Here is a 14,398-nt window from a genome sequence, read left to right as displayed (position 1 = left end):
GGCGGTGACGGTACTGGGCTGCCGTTTACTTCCACCAGCACTCACACCACTCACCCCACCACTCGTCCCATCACTCACCAGCACTCACATCACTCGCCCCACTCACCAACAGCTTCACCACTCACACAGCCCGCGCAGAAACCGAACTCCGACGAACCTCGCCCTCACCACGTTTCCAGTCGCACAGCAGAAAACCCAAGCCGACGACGTCACGGGACCAAAAAGGTTGTAGCGGCCTGGGGGCTACTGTCTGGCGAACGACCATCTCGTCATGAACAGCAGGAAACACGTCTTCGTCGCGGTCGCCCTCGCGCTCCTCGTCGCCCTCGCCGGGTGTAGTGCCTTCGTCGGGACACCGACCGACGACCAGGACCAAGAGACGCCGGAGGGGAAGCAGATAAAAGCGGACGCGGTGAACCAGATGCAGTCGGTCCACGCGTACAACTACTCGATGGTCACGGTCGTCGAGTTCTCCGACAACGAGTTGCGCACGGAGTCCTCGGGGACGGTGAACATCTCCAGCCAGCGGATGTCGGCGACGAACATCGTCACCGCCGTGCGGACGAACTCGACCCAGACGCGGTCGTTCTCGCAGGCGTACATCTTCGGCGACCAGCAGTGTCTCCGAATCAACGACAAGTGGGAACAGTCCGACGTCGAACGGAGTCCGTGGCGCGCGAACGCGAGCCTCGGCGCCCAGCAGGCCATCCTCAACGACTCCGAGACCACGCTGCGCAACGGGACGCTGAACGGGCAAGACGTGTACGTCATCGAGGTCACGCCCGACCGGGAGGCCATCCAGCAACTCGTCGGTGAGGACACCGGTAACGTCGACTTCCAGAAAGTGACTTACCAGCAGTACATCGACAGGGAGTCGAAACAGCTCTTGCAGTCGACGATGAACGCGACGTACGTCGTCAACGGTCGACAGGCGACCCTGAACGTCGAGATGGCATTCACGGACTACAACACGACCCACGAGGTCGAACTGCCCAAGGCAGCTGGCGGGAAGAACAGGCCCTGCGCCCCGATGAACAGCACGGTGCAGTCGAACAGCGTCCTGGCGCTGGTCTGAGCGACCAGGCCACGGCCGGTTGGCTCTCGCGGCTCCGGCAGTTCTCTTCTTACAGGTTCTCGTTCTGGTAGCTGCCGTCGTACTCGCCCTCGTGGTCCGCCTCGGCCAGCACGAGCTGGGCGATGCGGGCACCTGCTTCCAGTTCGATGTCGTGGTGGACCTGCAACAGGCCCTCACCGCGACCCTCGTACCCGGCGTCCCAGACCGCCGTGTTGAGCATGCAGGAGTTCCGCAGGAGTGACGAGCGCGGGTAGAGGAAGCCGACGTGGCCCTCGGGGATGTGGATGCGCTCTGCGTACCGGACGACGTACCCGCCGGGTTCGAGGTAGTAGGTGGGCGGGGAATCGTCCTCGTACTGGTCTGGTTCCAGTTCGCTCCGGGAGCCGACCTCCTTGCCGTCACGGCCGATGCGGCCCGGTTCGCGCTGTTCGAACACGGTGTCGAGGGTCAGGTCGACGCCGTTGGGCTGGACCTGCTGCGGGGTCGTCGGTGTTACGTGCTCTGCGACGAACGCGCCTGAACGGTGCATATCGGGCGATTCCCGCCGGAACTGTTGTGTGTTCCGGAATCCAGGCAGCGGGGGCAACGTTGAAACCCCTAAGTCATCTAACATTCAGACAGACCGGTCTCATCTCACCCTCCCATGCAACTCGGAACGCTCTACGTCGCCCTGTTCCTGCTCGCTGCCGTGGTCACGACCGGCGTCGGAGCCTTCGCCTGGCGACATCGGGACGTCCCCGGGGCGCGCTGGTTCATCGGACTCCAGTTCCTCGACGCGGGCTGGGCGCTGACGAACGCCGTGGCACTGACCGTGCCGGCGAGCGCAGGCACCACGCGGCTCACGTGGGAACTCCTCACGCTTTCGCTCTCCGTCTTCATCCCGGTGCTGTGGGTCGCCTTCGCGTTCGAGTACGTCGGTGACGGGGTGCGAATCACCAGGCAAACGCTCGCGGGACTCCTCGTAGTGCCCGCGGCAACCTTGCTCGCGTTCGCCACCCCCGCCCGACACGACCTCGTCTGGACCGACTGGACCGTGGTCGAGGTCGCGGGAGTGTCCGTCGTCTCGTTCGACTACGGTCCCTGGCTCCTCGTCCAGTTGGTCTACACGTTCTCGCTGTTCACCGTCGGGACCGCTGTCGTCCTCCGGGGTGCCTGGTCGTTCGAGACGGCGAACCGGGACCGGGCGCTGGCCGTCTTCGTCGGGACGCTCGCTCCGGTCGTCACGAGCGTGGCCGTCGCCAGTGGGGCACTCCCCGTCGAGGGACTCGACCCCACCCCGGTCACGCTCACCGTGACGGGCATCGCGTTCAGCTACGCACTCTTTCGCACCCAGCTCCTCCAGCTGGTCCCTGCGACGCGCCGCCTCGGCGAGGAGACCGCCATCGCGGACCTGGACGACGGCGTCGTCATCGTGACGGCCGCCGGCGACGTGCTGACGATGAACCCGGCCGCCAGAGACATCCTCGGCTACGCTGCCGGTGAGGCGGTCGGCGAAGACGTCGACTCCGTCCTCGCGGCGGTCGGACTCGACCGGGCGGACGCCCCGACGCAGTTCCAGACAGCGGACGGCCGAACGTTCGAGCTGGTGACCTCGTCGGTCACCGGCCGACGGAACAACCGCATCGGCGAAACGTTACTGCTCTCGGACGTGACCGACCGCGAACGGCGCGAGCAACGGCTCACCGTGTTGAACCGCGTGCTCCGACATAACCTGCGGAACGACCTCGGCGTCGTCAGGGGGTACGCGACGCTCCTCGGCGACCGGCTGGACGGGGCGGACGGGGACATCGCCAGCTACGTCGCCGAGACGTCGAACGACCTCGTCGAACTCGGCGAGAAAGCCCGGGAGATAGAGCGAATCGTCGACCGGGGGCGCGACCACGTTACCGACGTGGACGTGACACGTGTCGTCGACGAGGTGGGAGACCGGACCGAACACATCGAGCAATCGGCCGAAGCCGAGGTGGTCGTGACGACACCCGACGAGTGCACCATCGGGACCGACGATTTCGTCCTCGCCAGTGTGCTCGAGAACGTCGTCGAGAACGCGCTCCGTCACGGGACCGACGAGGGGAAACGGGTGTGGGTGTCGGTCGACGAACTGCCGACTGGCGGCGTGGAGATCACCGTCGTCGACGAGGGACCGGGCATCCCACCGGCGGAGGTCGACGTTCTCGAATCCGGGTCGGAGACGCCACTGGAACACGGCGACAGTCTCGGGCTCTGGCTCGTCTACTGGGGGACGACCCAGCTCGGCGGGACCGTCGAGTTCACCGAGAACGACCCGCGAGGGACCGTCGTCACTCTCTCCATCCCGTCGCTCGACGAGTGAGGGTCGTCTCCGCGGCGTCGTGACATCACGCTGTCGTGTTTTCGCCCGAGTACCGGGACGGGCCGTGACGCTCGTCGGCAAGCATTGCGCGAACCGACAGCAGAGACGGCGAATTCTGCACGGTCTTCCATCCACGAACACGCGGGATTTATGGTGGCGGGAGGTCGATTTCAGGATGCTATGGGACAGACTCTTACCGAGAAGATTCTCGAGGAGCACCTCGTCGAAGGTGAACTCGAGACAGGAGAGGAGATCGGGATCGAGATCGACCAGGTCCTCACGCAGGACACCACGGGGACGATGGTCTGGCTGCAGTTCGAGGCGATGGACCTGGACGAGGTCCAGACCGAAATCGCCGCGCAGTACTGTGACCACCAGACCTACCAGTTCGACTTCAAGAACACGGACGACCACCGCTTCCTCCGTTCCGCCGCGGGCACGTATGGCGCGTATTTCTCTCGCCCCGGCAACGGCATCTGTCACAACGTCCACAAGGAGAACTTCGCCGCACCCGGCAAGACGATGCTCGGGTCGGACTCCCACACGCCGACGCCCGGTGGCCTCGGCGAACTCGCCATCGGTGCTGGCGGTATCGACGTCGCCGTCGCCATGGGTGGCGCCCCGTACTACATCGAGATGCCCGAGGTACACAACGTCCGACTCGAGGGTGAACTCCCCGAGTGGTCCTCCGCGAAGGACGTCATCCTCGAGCTGCTCCGTCGCCTCTCCGTGAAGGGTGGCGTCGGCAAGGTCCTCGAGTACACCGGCCCCGGTGTCGAGACGCTCTCCGTTCCGGAGCGTACCACCATCACCAACATGGGGACGGAGCTCGGTGCGACCTCCTCCATCTTCCCGACCGACGAGAAGACGAAGGACTACCTCGCCCGCCAGGGTCGCGAGGACGACTACGAAGAGGTCGGCCCCGACGAGGACGCCGAGTACGCAGACACCATCGTCGTCGACCTCTCGGACATCGAGCCGCTCATCGCGTGCCCGTCGATGCCCGACAACGTCGTGCCCGTCCGCGAGGTCGCGGGCGAGCAGGTCGAGCAGGTCATGGTCGGCTCCTGTACGAACGGTGGCTACGAGGACATCCTCCCCGCAGCCAAGATGGTCGAAGGCCGCGAGGTCAACAAGAAGACCGAGATGATCGTCGCACCCGGTTCGAAGCAGGCCTCCGAGCTGCTCGCCCGTGAGGGCTGGGTCGCAGAGATGATGGCCGCCGGCGTCAACTTCTCCGAGGCGACGTGTGGTGCCTGTATCGGCATCGGTCACGTCCCCGCCAGCGACTCCGTCTCCCTGCGTACCTTCAACCGCAACTTCGAGGGCCGCTCCGGTATCGAGGACGACAACGTCTACCTCTGCAGCCCCGAAGTCGCCGCCGCAGCCGCTATCAAGGGCGAGATCATCGACCCGCGCGACCTCGCCGACGAACTCGGCGACCTCGACGCGCCGGACTACGTCCTGCCGGACAAGTACGACGGCTCGAAAGCAGACCTCATCACGCCCGAGGAGGCCGTCGACGACGAGCTCATCAAGGGCCCGAACATCGGCGACGTCCCGCTGAAGGACGAACTCGACGCCAAGCTCGAGGGCGAGGCGCTGCTGAAGATGGACGACAACATCACGACCGACCACATCATCCCGGCGACCCAGGACATCCTGATGTACCGGTCGAACGTCCCGAAGCTCTCCGAGTTCACGCTCTCGCGCGTCGACGACACGTTCGCCGAGCGTGCGCTCGACTCCGACGGCGGCTTCCTCGTCGCCGGCGAGAACTACGGCCAGGGCTCCTCGCGTGAGCACGCCGCGATGTGTCCGATGTACCTCGGCATCGAGGGCGTCTTCGCACAGAGCTTCGCGCGCATCCACCGCGCCAACCTGTTCAACTTCGGTATCGTCCCGTACCTCATCGACGAGGAGACGTACGAGAAGCTCGAGCAGGGCGACGACCTCGAAGTCGTCGACGACGTCCGCGAGGGTGTCGACTCCGGCCAGGAGGAGTTCACCGTCCGCGTCAACGACGACTGGGAGTTCACGGCGACGCTCGACGCCTCCGAGCGCGAGCGCGACATGCTCGCCCTCGGTGGCAAGCTCGCGTGGACGAAAGAGCAGGCGACCGGCGGCTCCGGTGCGGCACCGGCCGACGACTGAGCCAGCTCACCGCCTCGATTCCGACCTCTTCTTTCGACGCGCTGAAATCCCTCCAGTGAGGAGTCCGTCCCGATGGACCACCGTCAGAGCCTCGTCGCAGGCGGGCTGTTCACCGTCTGCGGTGCCGTTGCCTGGGTGACCGGGCTACCGTTCGTCTTCCCGAGCCTGGGGCCGACCGCGTTCGTACTCGCGACGAACGGTGACTCCGGCCCACGCCGCATCGTCGGTGGGCACACCGTCGGTGCGGTCGTTGGATTCGGCGCACACGAGCTCGTGGCCCCAGAACTGGTCGCGACCACGCAGTTCGCCCCGTTCGCTCCGGCCTCGGCTCGGCTTGCACTCGCGGGCGCACTCGCCGTCGCGGGCACGACCGCCGGGATGGGCGTGACGAAGACCGTCCACCCGCCGGCGTGTGCCACGACGCTCATCCTCGCGCTTGGCCTGCTCGGCACGCTCGGTGCCGTCGGGGTGGTCGTCGCCGCGGTCACCCTCCTCTACCTGACCTTCCGGTTCGGAACCCATGTGATTGATAGGCACGGGGAGCGAAGGGCTACGGTGTGACAACCACGGCCCCGAACCCGTCGAACGACGTCTCCATCAGGCCGGCCGAACAGGCCGACCTGCTCGCGATTTATCGCATCGAGAAGTCGTCGTTCCCCCAGCCGTGGCCCTTCGACGCCTTTCAGCGCTTCCTCGATACGCCCGGCTTCCTCGTCGCGACCGAGGGCCAGAAGGTGACGGGCTACGTCGTCGCCGACTGCATCCCGAACCACGGGCGTGGCCTCGGCCACGTCAAAGACCTCGCGGTCCACCCGAAACGGCGCGGCCAGGGCATCGGCCGACGACTGCTCGCCAGCGCCATCGCGACGCTCGCGTCCCAGAACGCCACGTCGGTGAAACTCGAGGTCAGAGAGACCAACGACCCGGCGAAGACACTGTACCGCGACTTCGGTTTCGAGCCACTCCGGCGCGTGCCCCGCTACTACGACGACGGCGAAGCCGCGCTCGTGATGGTCAAGGAACTCTGAACCAACAGGCCACCGTTTTACGCGTCGCTCTCTTCTCCCTGCATATGGGATACGCCTGTCCAGTGTGTGAGGTCCCACACGCCGACGCGGAGCACCTCGCGAACCACCTCGCGTTCACTGCGATGCTCCACAGCGACGACCACGAGGACTGGCTCGACGACCACGCCCCCGACTGGGAATCGTCGAATCCGACGGAACTCGGGCCGGTCGTCGCAGAACACGTGGACGAAACCGAATTCGACGAGGTGTTCGAGGACACGACGCACCAGCACGACCACGACCACGGGCACGGCCGGTTCGAAGACGCCGTCGCCGAGCAGGTCGGGCGTGGCGCTGGCGGTCGCGGCGACCTGACCGGCGACCAGGCCGACGTACTACAGGAGGCCCGGGAACTCACGCGGCGGATGCACGAATCCAGTGACGACGAGGCGGATTCGGACCACTCGACCGACACCGAAAACGAGTAACCGCCGGGGAACACGAGTCCGACCATGCACACCGTCGGGAACCTGACGCCCGAGACGGAAGACGAGGCCCGCGAAGCGTACGAGTCCGCCGGGCCGACCGCACAGCTCGTCGTCAAGGAGACGACGCGCGCGATGGGCTTCGACCGCCAAGAGTACCAGGACCGTGTCGATAGCGACGTCGTCGAGACCGCCCGCGACGTACTGTTCGCCGCGGAACTCGCCGTCCACGTCGGCACCCGCGAGGAATTCGCGGACTGGCGCGATGGCTTCGACGGCGAGGTGACCGAAACCGGGAGTGAGAACGTCGACAACGTCGCCTGGCACGCCGCACCGTTCGCCGACGAGGCCGTCGCAGCGACCTTCCAGAACGAGGAGGATGCCGCCGTCGGCACGCTTCGCCGACAGGCGCTCGGGCGCATCTACCGGTCGCGCCTCTAACTGCCGAGCGCACCGCGGACTGCTGACGTTCGTCGGCGGTCACGGTCACCGACGACGAAACCCCCTTACTTCGTCCATCCTAATGCCCCGACATGCGACAGCGCTACGTGTTGCTCTTGCTCGGTCTGGTCGTCCTCCTGCTCGCGCTGGGTTCGCTTCCCTCCCTGTTGCAGAGCGGTGACCCGTACTACGTGACCGCGACCGAGGTCGACACAGACCACGCCGCAGTCGACGCCGCGAACCTCTCCGAACGCCGGTACGAGTACGTCTTCGGCGCCCTCGACGACGGCCGGTCGGCCGCCTACTACGAGGGGCCGTTCGGCGTGAAGGAGGCGTTCACCCACTCACCGTTCGACGAGTTCTCCTCCCTCCGAACGTGGAACGCCGAGGCAGTCTCCGGAGACACCGTTTACGTCCAGCGAAACGGTACGGTTTACCGCCTGGCGATTACACAGTCACCTGATGCCTGAGAACGACCAGTGGCCGGTCCTCGAGTCCGAAGCCGAGTACGAGACCGGCTGGTACACCGGTGGCTACGACCGCGTCGAACAGCCCGACGGCAGCGAGAAGAAGTACTACTGGGCCGAGCTCCCTCGCGCCGTGGTCGTCGTCGCGACCACCGGCGACGACGTCCTCTTCGTCGAGCAGTACCGCCCGACTATCCGCGAGACACACCTCGAACTCCCTGCTGGAATCGTCGAGGACGGTGAATCGTTCACGACCGCCGGTGCGCGCGAACTCCGCGAGGAGACGGGGTTCGACCCGGCGGGCGTCTCGCTCCTGCAGGAGTACTGGTGCTCGACTGGCGTGCTCCGACATCGGCGCGGTATCGTCTTCGCGGAGGGGCTCGAACCCTGCGAGCGCGACCTCGTCAGCAACGAGTTCCTCACCATCCACACGGTCCCCATCGAGGACGCTATCGACCGTGCCCGAGAGCAGCCGACGAACGACGCGACCATCGAAGGGCTGCTACTGGCGAAAGAAGACGGGTTGCTGTAGCTCCAGAGAGCATCAGACCGATAGTGAGAACTCGACGCGCTCGCAGCCGCCCCCAGCTCGGACCTCCGGCTCGACGGCAACCGGGTGTTCGACGACCAGAACAGCGTCGGTCAGGGTCGCGGCGACAGTAGTCTGCTCACGACGGGCAACGTGAACACGTCCACGTCGGTCCCGCTGGTCAGCGCGTACAGCTACCGAAGGGATTCGGCGCCGGGAATCTTCTGGCGGACAGCCGGTGCACCGCGGTCCCACTGCCGGTGCACCGGACACCAGCCTCGTTCGACAGTGGGCGACTCTCACCGCATCAGCGGGACTGGCCGCTCACTCGTACTTGAATCCTGCCAGCGCAGCAGGTTCTTGCTCCAGCACGCTTAACCCGCGTGCTGGACAACTACCGGCAACGATGGACGGCGAGATACAGCCCGACGAGGTGAAAGAGCTGCTCGACGCGGACGCAGAGGTCTGTGTGGTCGACATCCGCAACGAACTGAACTACCAGCGGGCACACATCCCCAGCTCGACGAACCTGCCCTTCCAGCGGCTCGCGAAGGACGTCGAACGATTCGAAGGCTGTGACCACGTGGTCACCGTCTGCCCGCACGGCAAAGCCAGCGTGCAGGCCGCCCGCCTCATCGGGTCCTACGAGGGGTTCGACGGGACCGTCGAGAGTATGGCCGGCGGACTGGAGGCGTGGGAGTGGGCGTTCGAGGAGGGTGCCGATGCCTCCGAGACCGGGAAGCCGAACGACGACGAATCCGACGAGCCCGCGACCGACGCACCGTTCTGAGCCGCGTCGTCCTGATTTCGGGCGTGTCGACGACTCGGTGAGAGAGAACGACGTGGAAGGGCCAAAAGCGGGGCTATCGCGCCCTGTGAAACCGAAAAGACACGGTGACGCGTGGATTCAGGCGACGTTGAATCCGCGGTCGCGGAGGAAATCCTCGATGCGGCCCGAGTGGTTGCCCTGCAGCTCGATATGGTCGTCTTCGACCGTGCCACCACAGGCGAACTTCGATTTGAGGTCGGACGAGAGACTGTCGAGATCGACGTCTTTCGAACCGAACCCTTCGATGACCGTTACTTCCTTACCGTATCTGCGCTCGTCAATGCGGATTGTGAGTTCAGTATCACCCTTGGCGACGTCCTCGCAGACGCAGAGTTCCTCGGGCAATCCACACGTCGAGCAGACTTCCGACATTACAATCCGGACATACGAAATCGCCCTATTAAACACTATCGGGTGTGCGTGCAACGAACGGAACCGACGCCGTGATTTCAGCCGTCTTCGGTGATACGGCCGATGTCGGAAGTCTGCTCGGCGACCGGTATTAATAGGGGGCCGATGACGAGCGAGGCCGACGGTGGACGTCGTCGACCCTCAGCCTGCGAACCGTCGCAGTAGCGGGGTGTGCGCCCGGACGATGGCGTCGACCAGTTCGACGACCTCGTCCGCCTCGGCCTGGCTCACACCGGGGCCGTACACCGCCTTCTCGTGCAGTTCACCGACGCGCTCGGCTCTGGCGTCCAGCCCGGATACCGAGAGCTTGTTGATGTAACGCCGCGGCGACTCCTGGGCACGTCTCGGCCGGTACTTTCGCTCCAGCAGGAGTTCGAGCCGTTCGACGGCACGGACCACGTCGGTCTCGGGGTCACGTCTCGTCCCCTGCCAGCGAATCTTCGCCGCCCGCTGGACGGCACCGGTGACGCCGGCGCGGTGTGCGCTCGCGGCGAGGCCGACCATGGCGACGAACCCGAACGCGAGTATGCGTCGTTCCCCGTCGTCGAAGCCGTCGAAGCCGCCCGAGCCGGAGTTCCCGGTGGTCGCGGTCGGGAACGAACCGTTGAACTGCCCGTCTGCCCGGGGCGTCGTCTGGCCGAGGTTCGGCGTCCGGAACGTCCGCGTCTGGTTCGGCCCGACCGTCTCGTTCGGAGTCGCGGTCGGTTCGGGGGTGGTCGTGAGCGGCTTGTCTTCGCTCTCACCCGTGTCGACGTTCGGTTCACCAGCGCTCCGTGCGTCCGAGACACGGTCGTATTCGGCCGCCTCACGCGGGCCAGCCGGCGTGGGGTCGAACTTGATCCAGCCGACGTCGGGGAAGTACACCTCGACCCAGGCGTGAGAGTTCAGGCCGCGCATGACCCACTCGTTCTCGTCTACCTGCTGTCCGGGCGTGTACCCGACCACGTACCGTGCGGGGATGTCCTGTGCCCGGAGCATCATCGTCATCGTCGTCGCGTAGTAGACGCAGTACCCTTCCTCCATGTTGAGCAGGAAGTTCTCGGCGATGTTCCCTCGCGGGCGGCTGACTTCGAGCGAGTACTCCTTGTTGGATTCGAGCCACGTCTCGATGGCTCTCGCCTTCTCGTACGGGTTCTCTGCGTCCGCGTCGTCCACGATTGACTGGGTCTTCTGTTCGAACTCGTTCGAGAAGTCCGGCTGGTTGTTCGCCGCGAGGTACCGCGACGCGATCTCGTCGGGATAGTCGGTCCCGGCAGTCCGCAACGTCGCGGGACCGGCTGTCGGCACCTCACTGATGACGCGGTAGGTGTCGTTCGGCTGGAACTGGACCGACGACTGCAGGTTGCCCAGTTCGGTGACGCGGGTGAAGTCTCTGACCTGGCCGTCGACCCGGACGGGCTGGTTCGCGGCCGGCATGACGTTCAGTTTCGACTTGATCGTCACGAGCTGGCTCACCCGTTCGGTCTCACCGGGTGGTCCGTCTATCCCCCCGGAGTACGCGTACGACTGCCCGGTTCGTATCCACTTTCCGCCAGTGAACCGGTCGTAGGCACCGACCCGCATGTACTGCGGGTCGTCCATCTGGGCGGTGAACCGGACCTCCGGAGAGAGTTTGATGGAGCCGAGGATGGTGGTCTCGCCGGGTGCCTCGGTCAGGCTGCCCTCGACGGTCGTCGGGCCACTGTCGTACAGCCGGAGGGCCTGCCCGGCGAACGGGAGCTGGATGGCCGACGCGATGAGCATCAGCGTGAACAGGACGACGAGCACGTCGGCCTGGAGGATGGACCCACCGCGACGTTCGAGTTCGCCGAACCCGACCATCCCGATGCCACCGAGCGTCCCGCCGAACAGCATCCCGCGGAGCAGCCACCCCTGGTTGCCGAGGTAGGTCGCCGCGTCACCCGTCAGGATGAGGACGAGGAACGCGAGCCCCCCGGTGACCGCCGACCACACGTAGCGTCGACGGAAGGCGAGGTACCACGAGAAGAACACGGGAGCGGGTGCGAACCCGAGAATCCACAGGCTCGCCTCCTTCAGTCGGAGGATGGTGAGCCCCGTGAGCAGTGCGATGGTGTCGGCGATTATCTTGTCCCACGCCTGTAACAGGACCTGGAGCCCGTTCGGCGTCGAGAGGATGTAGAACGCGTAGCTCCCGACCAGCAGCGTCGCGGTCAGGAGTGCGGCGACTCGCTCGTCGATGACCCGGGAGAGGACGGCTGCCAGCGCGATGGAGACCGTGACGGCGAACAGCAGTGTGCCGGACCCGCCGACGACCTGGGTGAGTTTGTACAGGACCGTCACCCACGTCGCGGTGAGCACGGCGAGGCCGCCGAGAGCGAGCAGGCGATACCAGTTCACCTCGTCCTGAGCGGTCGTCGCGGCGGTACTCGTCGCCGAGCCGGTTCGTGTACTCATGCGGTCACCTCCTGGGTTGGTACGACGGTCGTCGAGTCACCGACGAACGCCTCGAACGGGACCTCGCTGTCTTGCATCTGGACGCTGACGCCGGTGGTCTCGCTGGCGACGATGACGATGTCGGCTTCCTCACGGTAGCTCTCCGGGACCTGTCCCGGGCCGACGGTCGCGAGTCGATGGAGTATCGCCTCGCGCTGGTCCGCTCCAGCACTGACGGGCAGGTCGCCGTTCGGCGCGGCGAGTCCGACCGCGATGCCGGCGTCGAGCAGGTACATAGCGATGCTGGCGGCGGCTTCGGCCATCTCGTCGTCCCAGCCGTCGGCCGCCTCGGCGGCGATGCGGACGTCGCCGAGGTCGTCCTCCGCGATGAACTCCTTGACGACGAGGTCGTCCTGTGGTCGTTTCGCGCTGGACTTCCAGTGGACGTCACGGAGCGAGTCGCCACGGGCGTACTCGCGAAGGCTGTCGAACTCCTCGCGGTTGTATTCCGGTGAGCCTTCGGGGAGGAGGTTGAGGTCGTGTCGGGTCGTTCCGGTCAGGGTGTAGACCCGGGGGTAGACGAGGACCGTATCGTGCATACTGTAGGTGTAGGTTCGTTCCGCGAGGCCGAGCACGTCACGGACCGTCACCGAGAGGGGCCCGAGTTCGTGGTGGCCGCGGAACAGGTATTCGATCTCGTAGGTCAGTTCGTTCGTCCCGATGGTCGTGTCGAACTCGTTCCCCGTTGCCCGAAGCCCCGCCGGCACGTCGTCCACGACGCGTGCTCCGACGGGCGAGGAGAGGTCGAACGCGAGCCCGACCGTCTTCGTCTCGCCGATGTATCCCTCGTCGGGGAGTCGCCGGCTGACTTCCGGTCGACCGGTCAGGTACAGCTGGATACCCGCGCCGAGTACGGCGACGACGACCGGGATGATGATGGCCCCGAGCTGGCGTGACCCGAACCGAATCGCCATGGCACCCGTGATGACCACCAGTGCGACGGCGCCGATACCACGTCTGGTGAGTATCATTCGACCCGGACGTTCTCCAGCGCCTCCTCGACGACCTGGACGCCCTGGTCGCGGGGGCCGCTGGCTTCGAGCCGGATACGGTGGCTCAGCACGCGCGGTGCCTCGACCTGCACGTCTTCGGGGATGACGTAACCCCGACCTTCGAGGACGGCACGGGCCTGGGCCGCCCGGAAGAGGGCGATGGTACCACGAGGAGAGACACCGAGTTTGGCGTGTTCGCGCGTGTACTGGGCGATGCGTGTGCCGTAGTCGCGGACGGCCTGTTTGACAGTCACGCCGGCGACGGTCTCGCGTGCCCGGCGAATCGTCTCGATGTCGGTCACCGATTCGAGCGACTCGATGGGGTGGTGGCCGACGACACGGGCGAGCATCTCCGACTCCTCCTCCTGGTTCGGGTAGCCGAGATGGAGTTTCTTCATGAAGCGGTCGACCTCCGCGAGCGGGAGTTCGTAGGTCCGGTTCGGCTCGACGGAGTTCTGGGTCGCGATGACCGTGAACGGCTGTGGGAGCTTGCGAGTCGTCCCGTCCACGGTGACCTGCTCCTCTTCCATGGCTTCCAGCAGGGCGGACTGGGTCTTCGGCGGTGCGCGGTTGATCTCGTCGCCGAGGAGCATGTTGGCGAACACCGGGCCTTCCTGGAAGTCGAACTCGCGGGTCTTCTGGTTGAAGACGTTCACACCGGTGATGTCCGAGGGAAGCAGGTCCGGGGTGAACTGGACGCGCTTGAACGAACAGTCGATGGAGGCCGCGATGGCCCGGGCGAGCATCGTCTTGCCGACGCCGGGGACGTCCTCGAGCAGCACGTGGCCGCGGGCGAGGATGGTCGTCACGACGTGCTCTATCTCGTCGTGGTGCCCGACGATGACGTTCTCGACGTTCGCGATGACGTCTCGACTTACCTGTGCTGCGTCGTCGACGGGAAGGGCATCCAGGGTGGTTTCAGGGCGACTCGTCTGCGGCGCAGCGTCTGGGGTGTTAGCATCCGTCATAGGTTGATAGACCGACCAGTCCGGTCGACAGTGCACGGTGGAGGGCCGTTGTCATGCGGTGGGTTGGACACCTGCATATGTTTTTTTGTTCGGTATGGTTACCCGGTATGCATCCGGTAACCTGGTACGTCACTGGCGACCCGGCCCAGCCAACCACTCACTGCGGTGGGATTTGGTGACACTAGCGGCCCCATCCTTGTAACGTTGCTGTGTAATAGCATCACACCCACCGCGGTTACCAGCAGTCTCAACCG

15 protein-coding genes are annotated in these 14,398 nt (G+C 65.6%); 10 read left to right on the top strand and 5 right to left on the bottom strand.

Features of this window, described 5'->3' with window-relative positions:
- The first annotated feature begins 271 nt into the window (after positions 1-271).
- The gene (locus tag ACSC1R_RS08355; RefSeq protein WP_439028604.1) at positions 272-1,075 is read left to right on the top strand and encodes a hypothetical protein; all 804 of its coding nucleotides are present in this window, start codon (positions 272-274) and stop codon (positions 1,073-1,075) included.
- A 49-nt stretch (positions 1,076-1,124) separates the two neighbouring features.
- Here the strand turns inward: ACSC1R_RS08355 and ACSC1R_RS08350 are convergent, their stop codons facing one another.
- Positions 1,125-1,688, bottom strand: coding sequence for a deoxyuridine 5'-triphosphate nucleotidohydrolase (locus ACSC1R_RS08350; RefSeq protein WP_439028603.1), 564 nt, complete (start codon positions 1,686-1,688; stop codon positions 1,125-1,127).
- Between the two features lie 30 nt (positions 1,689-1,718).
- On the opposite strand from ACSC1R_RS08350, the gene ACSC1R_RS08345 reads away from it, so the two are divergent.
- The 9 genes from ACSC1R_RS08345 (at position 1,719) to ACSC1R_RS08305 (ending at position 9,280) form a co-directional block, all read left to right on the top strand.
- Positions 1,719-3,407, top strand: a complete 1,689-nt coding sequence (locus ACSC1R_RS08345; protein ID WP_439028602.1) for a histidine kinase N-terminal 7TM domain-containing protein — start codon at positions 1,719-1,721, stop codon at positions 3,405-3,407.
- Positions 3,408-3,587: 180 nt separating this feature from the next.
- Positions 3,588-5,561 (top strand): aconitate hydratase, encoded by a 1,974-nt coding sequence (locus ACSC1R_RS08340; protein WP_439028601.1) that lies wholly within the window; start codon positions 3,588-3,590, stop codon positions 5,559-5,561.
- Between the two features lie 72 nt (positions 5,562-5,633).
- On the top strand, positions 5,634-6,122 hold the full coding sequence (locus tag ACSC1R_RS08335; protein ID WP_439028600.1) for an HPP family protein: 489 nt from the start codon (positions 5,634-5,636) through the stop codon (positions 6,120-6,122).
- On the top strand, positions 6,119-6,589 hold the full coding sequence (gene rimI / locus ACSC1R_RS08330) for a ribosomal protein S18-alanine N-acetyltransferase (RefSeq protein ID WP_439028599.1): 471 nt from the start codon (positions 6,119-6,121) through the stop codon (positions 6,587-6,589). Before ACSC1R_RS08335 ends, rimI begins: the two co-directional genes overlap by 4 nt.
- Before the next feature lie 44 nt (positions 6,590-6,633).
- Positions 6,634-7,056 (top strand): DUF5810 domain-containing protein, encoded by a 423-nt coding sequence (locus ACSC1R_RS08325; RefSeq protein ID WP_439028598.1) that lies wholly within the window; start codon positions 6,634-6,636, stop codon positions 7,054-7,056.
- Between the two features lie 24 nt (positions 7,057-7,080).
- Positions 7,081-7,494: a DUF5809 family protein gene (locus ACSC1R_RS08320; RefSeq protein ID WP_439028597.1), complete on the top strand. Its 414-nt coding sequence runs from the start codon at positions 7,081-7,083 to the stop codon at positions 7,492-7,494.
- Positions 7,495-7,586: 92 nt separating this feature from the next.
- Positions 7,587-7,964: a hypothetical protein gene (locus ACSC1R_RS08315; RefSeq protein ID WP_439028596.1), complete on the top strand. Its 378-nt coding sequence runs from the start codon at positions 7,587-7,589 to the stop codon at positions 7,962-7,964.
- Entirely contained in the window at positions 7,957-8,493 is a 537-nt protein-coding gene (locus ACSC1R_RS08310) for an NUDIX hydrolase (protein WP_439028595.1), read from the top strand. Before ACSC1R_RS08315 ends, ACSC1R_RS08310 begins: the two co-directional genes overlap by 8 nt.
- Before the next feature lie 403 nt (positions 8,494-8,896).
- Positions 8,897-9,280: a rhodanese-like domain-containing protein gene (locus ACSC1R_RS08305; RefSeq protein ID WP_439028594.1), complete on the top strand. Its 384-nt coding sequence runs from the start codon at positions 8,897-8,899 to the stop codon at positions 9,278-9,280.
- 117 nt (positions 9,281-9,397) lie between these two features.
- Here the strand turns inward: ACSC1R_RS08305 and ACSC1R_RS08300 are convergent, their stop codons facing one another.
- The 4 genes from ACSC1R_RS08300 to ACSC1R_RS08285 all read right to left on the bottom strand — a co-directional run bounded on the left by ACSC1R_RS08300 (position 9,398) and on the right by ACSC1R_RS08285 (position 14,144).
- The gene (locus ACSC1R_RS08300; RefSeq protein ID WP_261649976.1) at positions 9,398-9,691 is read right to left on the bottom strand and encodes a translation initiation factor; all 294 of its coding nucleotides are present in this window, start codon (positions 9,689-9,691) and stop codon (positions 9,398-9,400) included.
- A gap of 180 nt (positions 9,692-9,871) precedes the next feature.
- Positions 9,872-12,145, bottom strand: a complete 2,274-nt coding sequence (locus ACSC1R_RS08295; RefSeq protein WP_439028593.1) for a transglutaminase TgpA family protein — start codon at positions 12,143-12,145, stop codon at positions 9,872-9,874.
- Positions 12,142-13,155: a DUF58 domain-containing protein gene (locus ACSC1R_RS08290; RefSeq protein ID WP_439028592.1), complete on the bottom strand. Its 1,014-nt coding sequence runs from the start codon at positions 13,153-13,155 to the stop codon at positions 12,142-12,144. Before ACSC1R_RS08290 ends, ACSC1R_RS08295 begins: the two co-directional genes overlap by 4 nt.
- Positions 13,152-14,144 carry an AAA family ATPase gene (locus ACSC1R_RS08285; RefSeq protein ID WP_439028591.1) on the bottom strand — a complete coding sequence of 331 codons (993 nt, stop codon included), beginning with the start codon at positions 14,142-14,144 and terminating at the stop codon, positions 13,152-13,154. Before ACSC1R_RS08285 ends, ACSC1R_RS08290 begins: the two co-directional genes overlap by 4 nt.
- Positions 14,145-14,398 lie beyond the last annotated feature (254 nt).

It is taken from the genome of Haloarchaeobius ordinarius (genome assembly GCF_051801355.1).
Lineage (GTDB): Archaea > Halobacteriota > Halobacteria > Halobacteriales > Natrialbaceae > Haloarchaeobius.
The sequence above is the reverse complement of the archived record's forward strand: the minus strand, read 5'-3'. Positions and strand labels throughout refer to the sequence as shown.

Bases quoted from the DNA above. Each gene is read 5' to 3' on its own strand.
- ACSC1R_RS08355 (WP_439028604.1), top strand. From the start codon at position 272: ATGAACAGCAGGAAACACGTCTTCGTCGCGGTCGCCCTCGCGCTCCTC.
- ACSC1R_RS08350 (WP_439028603.1), bottom strand. From the start codon at position 1,688: ATGTTAGATGACTTAGGGGTTTCAACGTTGCCCCCGCTGCCTGGATTC.
- ACSC1R_RS08345 (WP_439028602.1), top strand. From the start codon at position 1,719: ATGCAACTCGGAACGCTCTACGTCGCCCTGTTCCTGCTCGCTGCCGTG.
- ACSC1R_RS08340 (WP_439028601.1), top strand. From the start codon at position 3,588: ATGGGACAGACTCTTACCGAGAAGATTCTCGAGGAGCACCTCGTCGAA.
- ACSC1R_RS08335 (WP_439028600.1), top strand. From the start codon at position 5,634: ATGGACCACCGTCAGAGCCTCGTCGCAGGCGGGCTGTTCACCGTCTGC.
- ACSC1R_RS08325 (WP_439028598.1), top strand. From the start codon at position 6,634: ATGGGATACGCCTGTCCAGTGTGTGAGGTCCCACACGCCGACGCGGAG.
- ACSC1R_RS08320 (WP_439028597.1), top strand. From the start codon at position 7,081: ATGCACACCGTCGGGAACCTGACGCCCGAGACGGAAGACGAGGCCCGC.
- ACSC1R_RS08315 (WP_439028596.1), top strand. From the start codon at position 7,587: ATGCGACAGCGCTACGTGTTGCTCTTGCTCGGTCTGGTCGTCCTCCTG.
- ACSC1R_RS08310 (WP_439028595.1), top strand. From the start codon at position 7,957: ATGCCTGAGAACGACCAGTGGCCGGTCCTCGAGTCCGAAGCCGAGTAC.
- ACSC1R_RS08305 (WP_439028594.1), top strand. From the start codon at position 8,897: ATGGACGGCGAGATACAGCCCGACGAGGTGAAAGAGCTGCTCGACGCG.
- ACSC1R_RS08300 (WP_261649976.1), bottom strand. From the start codon at position 9,691: ATGTCGGAAGTCTGCTCGACGTGTGGATTGCCCGAGGAACTCTGCGTC.
- ACSC1R_RS08295 (WP_439028593.1), bottom strand. From the start codon at position 12,145: ATGAGTACACGAACCGGCTCGGCGACGAGTACCGCCGCGACGACCGCT.
- ACSC1R_RS08290 (WP_439028592.1), bottom strand. From the start codon at position 13,155: ATGATACTCACCAGACGTGGTATCGGCGCCGTCGCACTGGTGGTCATC.
- ACSC1R_RS08285 (WP_439028591.1), bottom strand. From the start codon at position 14,144: ATGACGGATGCTAACACCCCAGACGCTGCGCCGCAGACGAGTCGCCCT.